The following is a 15,486-nucleotide window of genomic DNA, read 5'->3' on the forward strand; positions in this document are numbered from 1 at the left end:
CTAAAATGGGTTGTATCAATGGATACTAAGGGGCACAGAGGCTAAACCCAATTAAAAAAATAAAACTTAGGAGAAACGAATATGGTTACAATGAAAGACCTATTAGAGTGTGGTGTACACTTCGGACACCAAACAAGAAGATGGAATCCAAAAATGAAAAAATTCATTTTCGGTGTTAGAAAGAATATTTATATTATTGACTTACAAAAAACATTAAGATATTTCAGATATACATATAATGTAGTAAGAGATGCTGCTGCTGAAGGTCAAACAATGATTTTTGTTGGAACTAAAAAGCAAGCAAGTGAAGCTGTAAAACAAGCTGCTATCTCTTGTGGAATGCCATATGTTAATCATAGATGGTTAGGTGGTATGCTAACAAACTACGGAACAATTAAAAAATCAATTAGAAAATTAGAAATTATTAAAAAAATGAGAGAAGAAGGACAATTTGATCTTCTAACTAAAAAAGAAGCTTTAATGCTTACTAGAAAAGAAGAAAAATTAGAATTATATCTTGGTGGAATCAAAGAGATGAAACAATTACCAGATATGATGTTTGTTCTTGATGCTGTTAAAGAAAGAATTGCTATTAAAGAAGCTAGAAGATTAGGAATTAAAGTTGTAGCTCCATTAGATACAAACTGCGATCCAGATTTAGTTGATTTTCCAATTCCAGGAAATGATGATGCAATTAGATCAATTCAATTATTCTGCCAAGAAATGGCTGCTGCTATGAACGAAGGTAAAGCTGCTGCTGCTGAAGAGGGAATTATTCCTGAAGAAACTCCAGTTTCTCAAGAAGAAGTATCTGAAGTTGTTGCTGAAGCAATGTCTGAAGAAGAATTCGAAACTACTGAGGAGGAAGCGTAATCATGGCTGGAGCAACTCCTAAATTAATTAAAGAATTAAGAGAGATGACTGGTGCTGGTATGCTTGATTGTAAAAATGCTTTAAATGAGTGTGAGGGTGATTTAGAAAAAGCCGTTCAACACTTAAGAGAAGCTGGGCTTGGAAAAGCTGCTAAAAAAGCTGGAAATGTAGCTGCTGAAGGTTTAATTTCAATATTAATCAATGATAATTTTACAAAAGCTACAATGACAGAAATTAACTCTCAAACAGATTTCGTTGCAAAAAATGAGAACTTTATTAACTTAACAAAAGATATTACTGCACACGTTCAATCAACAGGTGTAAGTGAAACTGAAGAATTAAAACAAACAACTATTAATGGTCAAGTTTTTGAAGAATTCTTAAATGAAAAAATTGCAACAATCGGTGAAAACATTGTTGCTAGAAAAATGGTAACTTTAGCTACAGATAGTGGTGTTGTAAATGGATATGTTCATGCAACAGGTAGAGTTGGAGTTTTACTAGCTGCAACTTGTGATGCTGCTGCAAAAGAAAAAGCAGCTGCATTATTAAAAAATATTGCAATGCACGCATCTGCTATGAAACCAACTGTAATCTCTTATAATGATTTAGACCCAGAATTTGTTGAGTCTGAAACAAGAGCTATTAAAGCAGAAATTGAAGCAGAAAATGATGAATTAAAAAGATTAGGGAAACCATTAAAAAATATCCCTGAGTTTGTTTCAAAATCTCAATTAACACAAGAAGCTTTAGCAAATGCAAAAGCTGCATTTGAAGCAGAATTAAAAGAGCAAGGTAAACCAGAGCAAATTTGGGATAAAATTGTTCCAGGTAAAATGGAAAGATTTATTCAAGATAACACTCAATTAGATGGTAGACTTGCATTATTATCTCAAAACTTTGTTATGGATGATAAAAAAACAGTTGAGCAAGTACTTGCAGAAACTGATCCTTCAATCAAAATTGTTGAATACGTAAGATTTGAACTTGGTGAAGGTATTGAGAAAAAAGAAGAAGATTTTGCAGCTGAAGTTGCAAAACAAATGGGTAACTAATCCCATAAAGTTTTATAGTGAACGAACAAGTAATTAACTCGTCACCTTCTACAAAACCCCTTTTGCTTCAAGCAAAAGGGGTTTCTCATAAATTTGACTACGAACTATTTAAAGATATAAATTTACAATTACATCAACAAGAAAGCATTGCTATTATTGGTATGAGTGGAAGTGGTAAATCTACACTTTTAAATATCTTATCTTCTTTATTAAAACCCAATAGTGGTTCGGTTCTTTTTAAAGATAATGAGATTTATAAATTAAAAAAATCTAAGCTTTTAAATATTCGTAGAGAAGATTTTGGTATAATATTTCAAGCACATTATCTATTTAGAGGATTTAGTGCAAAAGAAAACCTAGATATTGCTACACTACTTAGTTCAAATGAGGTTGATATGAACTTGCTTAAAACTTTAAAGATTGAGCATGTTTTAACTCAAGGAGTTGGTGAATTAAGTGGAGGACAACAGCAAAGATTATCTATTGCTAGGGTTTTAACAAAAAAACCTAAAATAATTTTTGCTGATGAACCTACAGGAAATCTAGATAAAGAGACTTCATTATTGGTTATGGATGCTCTATTTAATTATATAAAAGAAAACAATGCTGGTTTGATTTTAGTAACTCATGAAGAGAATCTAGCTAAAAGATGTAATAAAACCTATAAAGTTGTTGATTTGAAGCTAGAGGAGATAAGGTGAATTTATTATTAATAAGTGATACTCCAATAATAATAAAGATTTTTAAACTTGTTTGCAAAAAATTAAATTTAGAGTTATTAGTTCAAAATAATTATGAAGTAGAAACAAAAAAAGATTTTATAATTATAGATCAAACATATATTGATGATAAATTTAATACTTTAAAAAAGTTTTGTTCCAAGCTAGGGGCTATTTCAAATGATGAATTACCTTTTGAAAAAGCAAGAGACTTTATTATTCCTAGGCCTTTTTTGCCTCTACAACTTCAAGAAATTATACAAGAACAACTAACTTTTATAGATGAAGAGGCTACTATTTCAAAACAAGAAAATATTAAAAACACTGCAAAATATGAAGATTTTACAAATGATTTAACAAATTATGTGGAATCTTTAGCTGATGATATAGCTTTAGATATTGATGATGATAATGATGAAAGTATAGTTACTTTGGCTTCACTAAGAGATGGAGGAATATTAGATACTAAAGAGTTATCTAAAATCTCTGAAATTTTAAGATATGATAATATTCAAAATGAAGTAATGCACGAAGAAGCTGACTGGAAAGAGTTATCTGAAATAATTGATGAGGCTTTAAATGAAGTAAATGAATTTACTTTAAAAGAGGATTTAGAAAATCCAACAACTTTAGTTTTAAATAGATATTCAATTGATGAATTAAGACCTTTACTTGAAAAGTTTGACCAAAAAATTATAGATAAGCTAACAAATGGTGAAGATATTGATTTAAAATTACGTTTAAAGGACAATAATTGATTAATAAATCAAATGGAGCAATATTAATTCTTTCAGGTCCTAGTGGTTGTGGAAAATCAACTTTATTAAAAGAGGTTTATAAAGATATAAAAGATTATTATTTTTCTATTTCTACTACTACTAGAGCACCAAGACAAGGGGAGCAACATGGAGTTGATTATTTCTTTGTTTCAAAAGAAGAGTTTGAAAAAGATATACAAAACAATGAATTTTTAGAGTGGGCTAGGGTTCATGATAATTATTATGGAACTTCATTAAAACCTATAAATAAAGCTTTAGAAGAGGGGAAATTAGTAATTTTTGATATTGATGTACAAGGACATGATTTAGTTAGAAAGAGTTCTTTTAATAGCTTTGTAACTTCAGTATTTATAACTACTCCTTCTTTAAAAGAGTTAGAAAATAGATTAAATAGTAGAGCAACTGATGCAAAAGAGGTAATAGAAAAAAGAATTAAAAATGCAAAAGTTGAAATACAATCAATTGATAAATATGATTATTTTTTAATAAATGATGATTTATTATTAGCTAGCAAACAATTAGTTTCTATTGCCAATAGTGCTAGAATTAAAGCCTCTTTATATAATAAACAAGAAGTTATTACTAAGTGGATGAATTAATCCACTTATAACTTTATACTTCATCAAAACTTACAGGTTTTCCAAAATAGTAACCTTGTGAGTAATCTATTCCTAAAGATTTTACTTTTTCAAAAATCTCTTTACTACTTACAAATTCAGCAACTGTTGTAAATCCAAACTCTTTTGAGAAGTTAGCAATTGTATTTACAATAATTTCTTGATTTTTAGAGTGATCAATTTCTTTAATTAGTGAGCTATCGATTTTTACAAAATCAATATTTAAATTTGTTAGCATATTAAAGTTTGAGTATCCTGCCCCAAAGTCATCAACTCCAACTGTACAGCCTAATTGTTTAACATTATAAATAAAATCTTTTACAATTTTAATATCAGAGATTTCTTCACTTTCTAAAATTTCAAATTCTAAAAGTTTTGTTTCTTCACTATGTTTTTTTAACTCTTCGTAAATAAACTGTTGAGTTTCACTACTTGCAATATCTTCAAAAGAGATATTAACTGCAACTCTTTTTCTTTTTTCTTTTATTAGTGATAAGGCCTCTTTTAACATCACTTTAATAATATGTGGATATAACTTTGCTTTTTTTGCCACATCTAAAAATTTAAAAGGAGCTATTACTTCTCCATCATCTTCAATAAATCTAATTAAAGCTTCATATTTATATATTTGTTGTGTATTATTATCTACAATTGGTTGATAAAAACCTTTGAAATTGCCATTTTTTAACCCATTTTTGATTTTTTTAACCCATCTAATATTATCTTCAAAAGATTCTTGAATATTAAAAGAATCATCATATATCATAACTTGTTCAAATTTATTTCTAGCATATGCAATAACTCTTTGAGAGTATTTATAAGCTCTATTTCCATCCCCTTTTGCAATACCAATTGTTACATTTAAATCTATTTCATTATCATCTATTAAAATAGTCTCTTTTTGAACGCTATTTGCAAAATTTTTACAGAGTTTTTTAAACTCTTCTATATCTTTTGTATGGTCTTTACATACAATAGCAAATTTATCAGCTTCTATTCTATAAATTTTATACTCTTGCTTACTAAAGTGTTCTTTTAAGTTATCAGAAAACTCAGAAAGAATTTTATCACCATTATTTTCACCAAATAAATCATTAATAGTTGAAAATTTATCAATATTTATTAAAGCCATTAAGTCTTCTGTTGTTTGAGCTAAATCTTTTTTTAATCTATTTCTATTTGGTAAGTGAGTAAGTTTATCAATATATAAATCTTTTAACTCATGGTAAAGTAAAGATTGACTCATTGTTTGAAGAAGTTTTTTCATATCAATTGGTTTTAATACATATTTATCAACACCAATATCAATTGCTTCAAGTAGGTACTCCGTATTTGAAAATGCAGTTGCCACAATAATAGGAATATTTGGATTTAACTGTTTAATCTCTTTTATCATCTCCAAGCCATTCATATGAGGCATATTTACATCAGTAATAATTAAATCAATCTCTTCTTCATTTTCTTTAAAAAGTTCAAGCCCTTCTCTACCATCTTTAGCAACAAATTGTTTTTTTGTAAAACCTTTTAATATATTTAATGTTATCTCTCTTAAACTAGCTTCATCTTCTGCATATAAAATAGTAATATTTTTTAATATTGAGATATTGTTTATCATTAAGACTTACTCCAAAATTAATACGCTATAATAATTAAATTTCATTATTATTTTAAGCAAATAATAATATCATAAAAGTTTTTAAAAGAGTTTATATAAACTATAATTTAGTTACTTGTACTAAAGTTTAAAGCTTTGTAAAATAGCATATTAGGAAGATATTAGTGTCAAAAATCAAGTGTGACCACTGCCATTTAGAGTATGAAAAAGAAGTTATGATTAAAGATTATTCTTTACATTTTTGTTGTAAAGGTTGCCAAGGAGTTTATCATTTATTAAAAACAGATGGATTAGATTCATTTTATGATAAGCTTGGAAATAAAACAATAGCTCCACCTCTTGAAGTTGATAATGATGTGGAGAAATTTGATACACATAGTTTTGAAGAAAATTTTATTACTACAACAAATGAAGGCTTTAAAAAAATAGATTTAATTATTGAGGGAATTCATTGTGCTGCTTGTGTATGGTTAAATGAAAAAGTTCTTTTTGATACAGAAGGAATAATAGAAGCAAATATTAATTTTTCAACAAATAAAGCAAAAATTGTTTGGGATAATGAAAAAATCAAACTATCTCAAATTATACTAAAAATTCGAAGTATAGGTTATAATGCCTATGCATATGATGCAACTATTGCTGATGAAAAAGCAACAAAATCAAAAAGAGATTTTTTTATTAGAATGATGGTTGCTGTTTTTGCAACTATGAATATTATGATGCTTTCTGTTGCAAAATATACAGGTTTTTTTACAGGTATTGATGAACAAATAAAAAATTATATTCATTTTGGAGAGTTTATCTTATCTACGCCTGTTTTATTTTATAGTGGTTGGATTTTTTTTAAAGGGGCATATTATGGACTAAAAAATCGTATTTTAAATATGGATTTTTTGGTAAGTTCTGGGGCTACTTTTTCTTATATATACTCTTTATATATTCTTTTTGGTGGAAAAGGAGAGAGTTATTTTGATAGTGTAGCTATGATTATAACTTTTGTATTAGTTGGAAAATATTTAGAGGTTATTGGTAAAAAATCAGCAGTTGATACTTTAGATAAAATAAAAAGCTCAATACCACTAGAAGCTACTATTATTGAAAATTCAATAAAAAAAGTATTACCTATTAATAGTGTAAAAGTTGGGGATATTGTTGAATTGAAAGATGGTGAAAAAGCCTCTTTTGATGGGGAACTTTTAAGTGAAATTGCTTCTTTTGATGAATCAAGTATTAGTGGAGAAGCTTTACCTGTGGATAAACAAAAAGGCTCAATTATTTATAGTGGAACAATAAATTGTGAAAGTGTAATAAGATATAAAGTTACAAAATCTTATAAAGACTCAACTTTAAACTCTATAGTTACACTTTTAGAAGACTCTTTAAGTTCAAAACCAAAAATAGAGCATAAGGCAAATGAGGTTTCAAAAGGGTTTTCAGTAACAATTTTAGGTTTATCTTTACTAACTTTTATTGTTTGGTATTTTTTTGGTCTTGATTTAGGATTTGATTATAAAGGGACTGATCACTTTGAAAAGTCATTTATTGTTGCTATTTCTGTAATTGTAATTGCTTGTCCTTGTGCCCTTGCTTTAGCTACTCCAATTGCTAGTTTAATAGGTATTTCGGAACTTGCAAAAAAAGGTTTGCTTTTTAAAGAAGCAAAATTTATTGAAACTTTAGCAAATGCAAATACTTTGGTTTTAGATAAAACAGGCACAATAACAAAGGGAAAATTAAAAGTAGTAAAAGCTAAAATAAAAGATGATAATATTCATAAATTAAATCTTTTATATTCTCTTTTAGATAGCTCTTCTCACCCAATTAGTCAATCAGTTAAAAAATATCTAAATGAAAAATATACTTTAGTAAATAAAGAGTTATATGAGATAAAAACAATAAGTGCAAAAGGAGTAATTGCAAAATATAAAAATATAGATGGAAAAGTTTTTAATTTACTTGGTGGAAATATTAAACTTTTAAGAGATAATAAAATCAATTATAAATTTGAAAGTAAAAATTCTGTATATATTTTTGCAATTGATTCTAAAGTAATTGCAACTTTTGAGCTTGAAGATGAGATAAAAGAAGGTGCAAAAGAGTTTGTTTCAAATATGAAAAAGATGAATATAGATGTGATTATGCTAACAGGAGATAATGAACAAACTGCAAAAGAAGTAGCTTTAAAAGTTGGGATAAAAAACTATGTTTTTGGGGTAAATCCAATTGAAAAGGCACAATTTATTAAAGAATTAAAAAAAGAGAATAAATGTGTAGTTATGGCTGGCGATGGTGTAAATGATTCTGTTGCTTTAGCTTCAAGTGATGTGGCAGTTGCAATGGGTAATTCAGCTGATATTGCCCTTAGTGTTTCAGATATTGTTTTATTAAATAACTCCTTAAAGAGTTTAGAAGAGTCTTTTACAATTTCAAAAAGAACATATAAATTTATAAAACAGAATCTTTTTATATCTTTATTATATAATGCTATAACTATTCCTTTAGCAATGGCAGGATTTGTAATTCCTTTAGTTGCTGCACTTTCAATGAGTTTAAGTTCATTAATAGTTGTAGGAAATTCAATGAGAATAAAATTAAAAAGTTAGGAAAATTTTATGATTAATGATACTTTATTAATGATGTTAATAGTTGGGCTTGTTATCTCTTTTGCAATTTTAGCAGTATTTATTTGGGGTGCAAAAGGTGGACAATTTGATGATGGTGAAAAGATGATGGGTGGTTTACTTTTTGATTCTACTGATGATTTAAATGATGCTTATAAAAAAGAGCAAAAAGTAAAAGAGGCAAAAAAAGAACAAAAAAAAAGTAAATCACAAGAGTGATTTACTTTTCTTTTAATAATATTTAAATTATTTAAATGCAGCAATTTGTTTTGCTAAATCAGCAATATCAGCATCAGAAAGTCTTGCAACTTGACCTTTCATAACACCTTTCATAGCTCCACCATAAGATCCATCTTTATAACCTTTTAATGCAGCAATAGTTTTAGCTTCATCCCAACCAGCAATAATTTGTGATTTTCCTAAAGCAGCTTTTTCAGCTTTTGCTCCATGACAGCTAGCACATGGTGCAAAGTTTGCAGCCATTAAAGATGCAGCAGCAATAACTGTTCCTAAAACAATTTTTTTCATTAATCTCTCCTTATAAATGTAAAGTATGCATTTTATCTTTTTTTTTCTTGAATAAACTTTTAATATTAAAACTAATCTTAAGTATAAATAATTTTTATAATTATATTGTGATTCTAATTTATAATTATTATTATTTTCTTATTCTTTTTTTAAAGGCATATTATAATATTATAAATATTTAATATGTAAATCGACACTTTTATATAAGGTTTTAAATGCTTACTAATGACTTAGTTTTAAAAATTGAAAATTTAGATTTTGGTTATGATAAAAATGATTTAATATATAAAGATTTTAATTTAGAACTAAAAAAAGGCGAGTTAGTAGCTATTACTGGACAAAGTGGAAAAGGTAAAACAACTTTGTTTGAACTTATTTGTGAAAATTTAAAACCTTTAAAAGGGAAAATAGTTTCAAAAAAGGTAAGTTCTATTTATCAAGATCCTTATAGTTCTTTTCACCCTTCACATAAAGTTTTAAATCAAATTTTAGATGTGGTAGATAAAAATTATTTGGACAATAATCTTAATAGACTTTGTAATGAACTACAATTAAATAATGAATTATTAGAAAAAAAACCACATCAATTAAGTGGCGGGCAACTTCAAAGATGCTCAATATTAAGAAGTTTATTAATGCAACCAGAACTTTTATTGGTTGATGAGGCAACTTCAGCTTTAGATAATATTATTGCTTTAGAAGTAATGCAATTACTAATTAAAAATTTAGATAGATGTGGTATAGTTTTAATTACACATGATATCTCACTTGCAAATTGGAGTGCAGATAAAATAATAGATTTGGATAGGTTATATGAAAGAGTATAAAAAAGCATTAGTTTTATTAAATATGGGTGGTCCAAGGACTAAAAATGAGTTAAAAATGTTTTTAACAAATATGTTTAATGACAAAAATATTTTAACTGTAAAAAGTTCTTTATTAAGAAGAATGATTGCATTTTTTATTGTTAAATCACGATTGGATTCAGCTTGGCAAAATTATGAAGAAATAGGTGGTTTTTCTCCAATTAATAAAATAACTGAAAGTTTAGTTGAAAAATTAAATAATAAGTTTGAGGATATTTATGTAACACAAGCTATGAGATATACTCCTCCTTTTGCAACTACTTGTGTAGAAGAGTTAAAGCAAAAAGGAATTAAGGAGGTGATTTTACTGCCTTTATATCCACAATATTCCACAACTACAACAAAATCTTCTTTAGAGGATTTTATTGAAGCAAGTAAAGAGGAGTTTAAAATTGAAGTAATTGAGCCTTTTTATAAAAATGAAAAATTCAATGAAACAATTATAAAAGAGCTTATTTCAAATGTTCAGAATACAAATGAATATAATTTAATTTTTTCTGCTCATGGTTTACCTCAAAAAATAGTTGATAATGGTGATGTTTATGAGCAACATGTAAATGAGCATGTAAAAATTTTATCAAATATGTTAGAACAAAAAGGTTATAACTTTAAATCAATTAATCTTGCATATCAATCAAAAGTAGGACCATTAAAATGGTTAGAGCCTTCTTTAGAAACTATGTTAGAAAAATTTAAAAATCAAAAAGTTTTAATTTACCCAATTGCTTTTATTATAGATAATTCAGAAACAGACTTTGAATTAAGTATAGAGTATAAAGAAGTAGCTCATAAACTAAATATACAAGATTATAAAGTATGTAAATGTGTAAATGATAGTGATGAGTTTCAAGATACTATTAAACAGTTATTAGGACGATAATGGATTTAAAAATATTGCTTGATATTGCAAGAAAAAGTATCTATACTGTTTTTGATAAATCATTACAAATAAATAAAGATTATTATATTTCTTCTTTTAAAGAGTTAGAAGAACAAAGAGCAACTTTTATAACACTAACATTAAATGGCAATTTAAGAGGCTGTATAGGAAGTTTAGTTGCTCATAATAGTCTATATGATGATGTATTTATTAATGCACGAAAAGCAGCTTTTAATGACCCTCGATTTAACTCTTTAAGTTATGAAGAGTTTAATAAAATCAAAATTGAAGTGTCTATTTTAACTCCTGCAAAGTTATTAAATTATAGTGATATTGAAGATTTAAAACAAAAGATTATTCCTTATAAACATGGAGTGATTTTAAAATATAAAAATAATCAAGCAACTTTTTTACCACAAGTTTGGGAACAATTAAATACTTTTGAAGAGTTTATAAGTTCACTTTGTAAAAAAGCAAATTTAGATTTTTCTATTTTATATAAAAACCCAGAAATATATTTATATGAAGCAATAAAGGTTAAGGAATAAAATGAATAAAATTTCTAAAAAGAATCTAACAATTTTATATGTGGAAGATGAAGAAATTATTAGAAAAGAAATCTCTACTATTTTAGGTTTTATTGCTTCTGAGGTTATTGTAGCTAGTGATGGGGAAGAGGGATTAAATAAATTTCAAGAAAATAAGATAGATTTAATTATCACTGATGTAAATATGCCAAAATTAAATGGTTTTGATATGTTAAGGGCAATTAGAGAACAAAGTCAAGTTCCAGCAATAATTTTATCAGCATTTTCCCAACCTGATTTTATAAAACAAGCTAATCAAATTGATATAGTTAATGAATATTTATTAAAGCCTGTGGATATAACTATTCTTTTTGATAAGATAAATAAAAACTATGAAAAAATAAAAAAACAAAGAGAATATCAAGAAGTAAGTAAGCTTTTAGAACAATATAAAATAGCTGTTGATAAATCGGCAATTGTGTCCAAAAGTGATATAACTGGAAAAATCACTTACGCAAATGAGCAATTTTGCAAAATTTCTGGATATAAGTTAGAAGAGTTAATAGGAAACTCACATAATGTAGTAAGACATCCAAATAATAGTAAGGCATTTTTTGAGGATTTATGGAATACCATAAAAGTTGAAAAAAGAATTTGGAATGGAAGATTTAAAAATAGAGCAAAAGATGGAACTACATATGTGGTTGATGCCACAATAGTTCCTATTTTAAATACTTTAAATGAGATTGAAGAGTTTATTGCAATTAGATTTGATGTAACAGAAGTTGAAGCTTATAAGGAGTTTTTACAAGAAAAACTTCACTCTTCTCAAGAAGATGTTCAAAAAAAGATACACTTAGTTAAAGAGTATGAACAAATGATAAATATAAGTGCTTCTGTTATTCGTGTTGATATAAATAAAGAGATAACTTTTGCAAATGATAGAATTTTACAATTATTAAATTATAAAGAAGAGGAACTTCTAAAAAAAGAGTTACTTTCAATAATTGATAAAAGTTCTTTAGAAACTTATAATAAAGTTTTTAATGAAGTTATTGAAAAGAATTTTTGGCAAGGGGTATTAAAACTTTGTTGTAATAAAGAAAAAAATATTTACTATATGGATTTTACTTTTAGAACAATTAAAGATATAAAGGGTAATATCATCGAATTTATGGGAATAGGTAAAAATATTACAGAGACTATAAATTTATATAAAGAAATAGAAGATACTCAAAAAGATGTTATCTTTTCCCTTGGAACAATTGGAGAAGCAAGAAGTAAAGAGACAGGAAATCATGTAAAAAGAGTTGCAGAATACTCTTATCTTTTAGCAAAAAAAGTGGGTTTAAGTGAGGAAGAAGCAGAACTTATAAAAATGGCTTCTCCTATGCATGATATTGGTAAAGTAGGAATTCCTGATGCTATTTTAAATAAACCAGCTAAATTTACCCCTGAAGAGTTTGAGCAGATGAAAAAGCATACTAAAATAGGTTATGATATGCTAAAAAACTCAAATAGAGAGATATTGAAAGCTTCAGCTATTATTGCCTATGAACACCATGAAAAATGGAATGGTCAAGGCTATCCTAGAGGATTAAAAGCTAATGAAATACATATTTATGGAAGAATAACTGCAATTGCAGATGTTTTTGATGCTTTAGGAAGTAATAGGTGTTATAAAAAAGCATGGGAATTACATAGAATATTAGAACTTTTTAAAGAAGAAAAAGGCAAACATTTTGACCCAGAACTTATAGATATTTTCTTTGAAAATCTTGAAGAATTTTTAGTAATTAAAGAGAAATATAAAGATGAATTTGATGAATTAGAGGTTTATAGATAAAATGAAATACTACAAAGAAGAAAATGGAAAACAAATCTGTTTACTTTGTAGTTATTATTGCCACTTAAAACCAAATCAAATTGGAATTTGTGGTGTTAATAAAAATATAGATAATAAAATAGAGTGCTTAGTTTATGGGCATATTAGTGCTTTTAATATAGACCCCATTGAAAAAAAACCACTATATCATTTTTTGCCAAATAGTAAATCCTTATCTTTAGGTACAGTTGGCTGTAATTTTAAATGCTCTTTTTGTCAAAATTATGGAATTTCACAAGAAAAAAATATTGATAAAAGTAGATATATTTCCCCTAAAGAGATAGTTCAAATAGCTTTAAATAAAAAATGTGAATCTATTTCTTATACTTACAATGAACCAACTATTTTTTATCCTTTTGCTAAAGATATAGCCCTTGAAGCTAAAAAATTTGGTATAAAATCAGTTTTTGTTACAAATGGCTTTGAAAGTAGTGAAGTAATAGAAGATATGAAAGGTCTTATTGATGCTGTGAATGTGGATTTAAAATCTTTTAATGAAAACTATTATAAAAAAGAGTTAGGTGGAAATTTACAGCAAGTTTTAGAAAATTTAATTCATTTTAAAAAAAATAATATTTGGGTTGAGGTTACCACTTTAGTAATACCTACTAAAAATGACTCAAAAGAAGAACTTTATAAAATAGCAAATTTTATAAAACAAAATCTAGGAGAAGAAACACCTTGGCATATAAGTGCTTTTCATCCTGACTACAAAGAACTATCTTTAAATAATACCCCTTTTGAAAACTTAAAAGAGGCCTTTGATATTGGTAAGAAAGTAGGGCTTAAAAATGTTTACATAGGAAATATCGGCTATGAAAATAATACTTATTGCTCTTTTTGTAATGAGTTATTACTTAGTAGAGAGTATTATAAGATTAAAAAAAATATTGTAAAAAATGCAAGTTGTCCAAAGTGTAAAACAAAGCTTCAAGGAGTATTTAATATGAGTACAAGAGCAAAAGCAGTTGCAGGAACTTTTTATCCAAATAGCAAAGAAGAGATTTTAAAGTATATTCAACATTTTAATAATGGTTTTAAAATAAAACAAGAGCCACTAAATGCAAAAGCAATTATATCTCCCCATGCAGGATATATTTATAGTGGTTTTACTGCAAATTTAGCTTTTAATTTAGCTTCTAAACAAGAGTATAAGACCGTAGTAGTTATAGGTCCTTCACATAAAGTTTATTTTGAAGGTTGTTCGGTTGCTTTATATGATGAGTATGAGACTCCTTTGGGAAATATAGAAGTTGATTTAAAATACTCTTTAAATTTAGTTGATAAATATAGTTGGTGTGATTTTTTACCAAGTGCTCATTTAGAACATTCAACTGAAACACAAGCCCCTTTTATAAAACACTATTTTAAAAACTCTAAAATAGTTGAAATTGTTTATGGAAAAATTGATTTTAATCTTTTAGCCCTATTAATAGAAGATATTTTAAAACATAAAGATACTTTTTTAGTAATTAGTACAGATTTAAGTCACTTTTACACTTTAAGTGAAGCAAATAAAAAAGATAATATTTGTTTAAATGCAATAGCTAAAAAAGATATGCAACTTTTTGATAGTGGGGCTGAAGCTTGTGGGATGATAGGGGTAAAAGCACTTATTAAAAGTGCAATAAATTTAAAGTTAGAAACTGAAATTTTGCACTATTGTACTAGTTATGATAGAACAAAAGATAATAGTAAAGTTGTGGGATATGCAGCTGCTTTAATAGGAAATAAAAACTAATGTTTTTTCTTAAAAAATTAATTTCTGGGTTTTTAATGCCTTTACCTATAGCTTTAATATTACTATGTATTGCTTTATTCTTTTTACATAAAAAATCATATTTTAAAAGTAAAGTTTTTATTAGTATTAGTCTGCTTTGGTTATTTTTATTTTCCTATTCTCCTATTGCAAATAGATTATTATTTCCATTAGAGTATTCATATAAAGCCTTAAAAACAATTCCCCAAGTTAATTATATAGTAGTTTTGGGAAGTGGTCATAAAACAAATGAACACTTAAGTATAACTTCTCAATTAAATACAACTGCTTTAAATAGATTTATAGAAGCATATAGGCTTTATAAAAATTTACCAAATGCTAAATTGATTTTTTCAGGTTATGGTGGAAAAGATAAAACTTCTCATGCTTTTATGCAAGAAAAATTAGCCCTTGAACTTAAGATAAAAAAAGAAGATATTATAACTATTTCAAAACCAAAAGATACAAAAGAGGAAGCTTTAGCTATAAAAGAGCTTTTAAAAGATGAAAAGTTTATTTTGGTAACTTCTGCTTCTCATATGAAAAGAGCAATGTTAATTTTTAATAATCTTAATTTAAATGCAATTCCTGCGGTTACAAATCATTTGGCTAAAGATAAAGCAGATTTTTTTTCAAGACCTAGTGGTTTTAATTTATATAAATCAGAAGTGGCTTTTCATGAGTATATAGGAATTCTTTGGGAAAAGATTAAAGCTTCTTTTTGATATTAAATTAATAAACTATTGGATAATATTGCGACTT

Annotated in this window: 15 protein-coding genes; 13 read left to right on the forward strand and 2 right to left on the reverse strand. The window is 26.7% G+C overall.

Annotation, left to right across the window (positions count from 1 at the left end; genetic code table 11):
• Nucleotides 1–81 precede the first annotated feature (81 nt).
• Genes rpsB through gmk form a run of 5 tightly spaced genes read left to right on the forward strand, consistent with a single transcriptional unit; the run spans nucleotide 82 to nucleotide 4,025 of the window.
• Nucleotides 82–873 (forward strand): 30S ribosomal protein S2, encoded by a 792-nt coding sequence (gene rpsB / locus AMYT_RS03155; RefSeq protein WP_114841107.1) that lies wholly within the window; start codon nucleotides 82–84, stop codon nucleotides 871–873.
• 2 nt (nucleotides 874–875) lie between these two features.
• Nucleotides 876–1,928 (forward strand): translation elongation factor Ts, encoded by a 1,053-nt coding sequence (gene tsf, locus AMYT_RS03160; RefSeq protein WP_114841108.1) that lies wholly within the window; start codon nucleotides 876–878, stop codon nucleotides 1,926–1,928.
• Between the two features lie 17 nt (nucleotides 1,929–1,945).
• A complete protein-coding gene (locus AMYT_RS03165) occupies nucleotides 1,946–2,629 on the forward strand; it encodes an ABC transporter ATP-binding protein (protein ID WP_228197887.1) in 684 nt (227 codons plus the stop codon).
• Nucleotides 2,626–3,405 (forward strand): hypothetical protein, encoded by a 780-nt coding sequence (locus AMYT_RS03170; protein WP_114841109.1) that lies wholly within the window; start codon nucleotides 2,626–2,628, stop codon nucleotides 3,403–3,405. The genes AMYT_RS03165 and AMYT_RS03170 overlap by 4 nt, the downstream gene beginning before the upstream one ends.
• Nucleotides 3,405–4,025 carry a guanylate kinase gene (gene gmk / locus AMYT_RS03175; protein ID WP_114843136.1) on the forward strand — a complete coding sequence of 207 codons (621 nt, stop codon included), beginning with the start codon at nucleotides 3,405–3,407 and terminating at the stop codon, nucleotides 4,023–4,025. The genes AMYT_RS03170 and gmk overlap by 1 nt, the downstream gene beginning before the upstream one ends.
• Nucleotides 4,026–4,038: 13 nt before the next feature.
• Here the strand turns inward: gmk and AMYT_RS03180 are convergent, their stop codons facing one another.
• On the reverse strand, nucleotides 4,039–5,658 hold the full coding sequence (locus AMYT_RS03180; protein WP_114841110.1) for an EAL domain-containing response regulator: 1,620 nt from the start codon (nucleotides 5,656–5,658) through the stop codon (nucleotides 4,039–4,041).
• A gap of 164 nt (nucleotides 5,659–5,822) precedes the next feature.
• On the opposite strand from AMYT_RS03180, the gene AMYT_RS03185 reads away from it, so the two are divergent.
• Nucleotides 5,823–8,261: a heavy metal translocating P-type ATPase gene (locus AMYT_RS03185; protein WP_114841111.1), complete on the forward strand. Its 2,439-nt coding sequence runs from the start codon at nucleotides 5,823–5,825 to the stop codon at nucleotides 8,259–8,261.
• A 9-nt stretch (nucleotides 8,262–8,270) separates the two neighbouring features.
• On the forward strand, nucleotides 8,271–8,498 hold the full coding sequence (ccoS, locus tag AMYT_RS03190) for a cbb3-type cytochrome oxidase assembly protein CcoS (RefSeq protein WP_114841112.1): 228 nt from the start codon (nucleotides 8,271–8,273) through the stop codon (nucleotides 8,496–8,498).
• Between the two features lie 27 nt (nucleotides 8,499–8,525).
• Here the strand turns inward: ccoS and AMYT_RS03195 are convergent, their stop codons facing one another.
• Nucleotides 8,526–8,807 carry a c-type cytochrome gene (locus AMYT_RS03195; protein ID WP_114841113.1) on the reverse strand — a complete coding sequence of 94 codons (282 nt, stop codon included), beginning with the start codon at nucleotides 8,805–8,807 and terminating at the stop codon, nucleotides 8,526–8,528.
• Between the two features lie 215 nt (nucleotides 8,808–9,022).
• Here AMYT_RS03195 and AMYT_RS03200 point away from each other — a divergent pair, with 215 nt between their 5' ends.
• From AMYT_RS03200 to AMYT_RS03225, 6 genes are read left to right on the forward strand one after another with little or no spacing between them, the layout of a single operon-like run.
• Nucleotides 9,023–9,634 carry an ATP-binding cassette domain-containing protein gene (locus tag AMYT_RS03200; protein WP_114841114.1) on the forward strand — a complete coding sequence of 204 codons (612 nt, stop codon included), beginning with the start codon at nucleotides 9,023–9,025 and terminating at the stop codon, nucleotides 9,632–9,634.
• The gene (hemH, locus tag AMYT_RS03205; RefSeq protein ID WP_114841115.1) at nucleotides 9,621–10,553 is read left to right on the forward strand and encodes a ferrochelatase; all 933 of its coding nucleotides are present in this window, start codon (nucleotides 9,621–9,623) and stop codon (nucleotides 10,551–10,553) included. Before AMYT_RS03200 ends, hemH begins: the two co-directional genes overlap by 14 nt.
• On the forward strand, nucleotides 10,553–11,101 hold the full coding sequence (gene amrA, locus AMYT_RS03210; RefSeq protein WP_114841116.1) for an AmmeMemoRadiSam system protein A: 549 nt from the start codon (nucleotides 10,553–10,555) through the stop codon (nucleotides 11,099–11,101). Before hemH ends, amrA begins: the two co-directional genes overlap by 1 nt.
• Nucleotide 11,102: 1 nt before the next feature.
• Nucleotides 11,103–12,926, forward strand: coding sequence for a response regulator (locus tag AMYT_RS03215; RefSeq protein ID WP_114841117.1), 1,824 nt, complete (start codon nucleotides 11,103–11,105; stop codon nucleotides 12,924–12,926).
• Between the two features lies 1 nt (nucleotide 12,927).
• Nucleotides 12,928–14,706, forward strand: a complete 1,779-nt coding sequence (gene amrS, locus AMYT_RS15190) for an AmmeMemoRadiSam system radical SAM enzyme (RefSeq protein ID WP_114841118.1) — start codon at nucleotides 12,928–12,930, stop codon at nucleotides 14,704–14,706.
• Nucleotides 14,706–15,449 (forward strand): ElyC/SanA/YdcF family protein, encoded by a 744-nt coding sequence (locus AMYT_RS03225; protein ID WP_114841119.1) that lies wholly within the window; start codon nucleotides 14,706–14,708, stop codon nucleotides 15,447–15,449. The genes amrS and AMYT_RS03225 overlap by 1 nt, the downstream gene beginning before the upstream one ends.
• The last annotated feature ends 37 nt before the right edge of the window (nucleotides 15,450–15,486 follow it).

It is taken from the genome of Malaciobacter mytili LMG 24559 (genome assembly GCF_003346775.1).
Taxonomy (GTDB): Bacteria; Campylobacterota; Campylobacteria; order Campylobacterales; family Arcobacteraceae; genus Malaciobacter; species Malaciobacter mytili.

Bases quoted from the DNA above. Each gene is read 5' to 3' on its own strand.
- rpsB (WP_114841107.1), top strand. From the start codon at position 82: ATGGTTACAATGAAAGACCTATTAGAGTGTGGTGTACACTTCGGACAC.
- tsf (WP_114841108.1), top strand. From the start codon at position 876: ATGGCTGGAGCAACTCCTAAATTAATTAAAGAATTAAGAGAGATGACT.
- AMYT_RS03180 (WP_114841110.1), bottom strand. From the start codon at position 5,658: ATGATAAACAATATCTCAATATTAAAAAATATTACTATTTTATATGCA.
- ccoS (WP_114841112.1), top strand. From the start codon at position 8,271: ATGATTAATGATACTTTATTAATGATGTTAATAGTTGGGCTTGTTATC.
- AMYT_RS03195 (WP_114841113.1), bottom strand. From the start codon at position 8,807: ATGAAAAAAATTGTTTTAGGAACAGTTATTGCTGCTGCATCTTTAATG.
- AMYT_RS03200 (WP_114841114.1), top strand. From the start codon at position 9,023: ATGCTTACTAATGACTTAGTTTTAAAAATTGAAAATTTAGATTTTGGT.
- hemH (WP_114841115.1), top strand. From the start codon at position 9,621: ATGAAAGAGTATAAAAAAGCATTAGTTTTATTAAATATGGGTGGTCCA.
- amrA (WP_114841116.1), top strand. From the start codon at position 10,553: ATGGATTTAAAAATATTGCTTGATATTGCAAGAAAAAGTATCTATACT.
- AMYT_RS03215 (WP_114841117.1), top strand. From the start codon at position 11,103: ATGAATAAAATTTCTAAAAAGAATCTAACAATTTTATATGTGGAAGAT.
- amrS (WP_114841118.1), top strand. From the start codon at position 12,928: ATGAAATACTACAAAGAAGAAAATGGAAAACAAATCTGTTTACTTTGT.
- AMYT_RS03225 (WP_114841119.1), top strand. From the start codon at position 14,706: ATGTTTTTTCTTAAAAAATTAATTTCTGGGTTTTTAATGCCTTTACCT.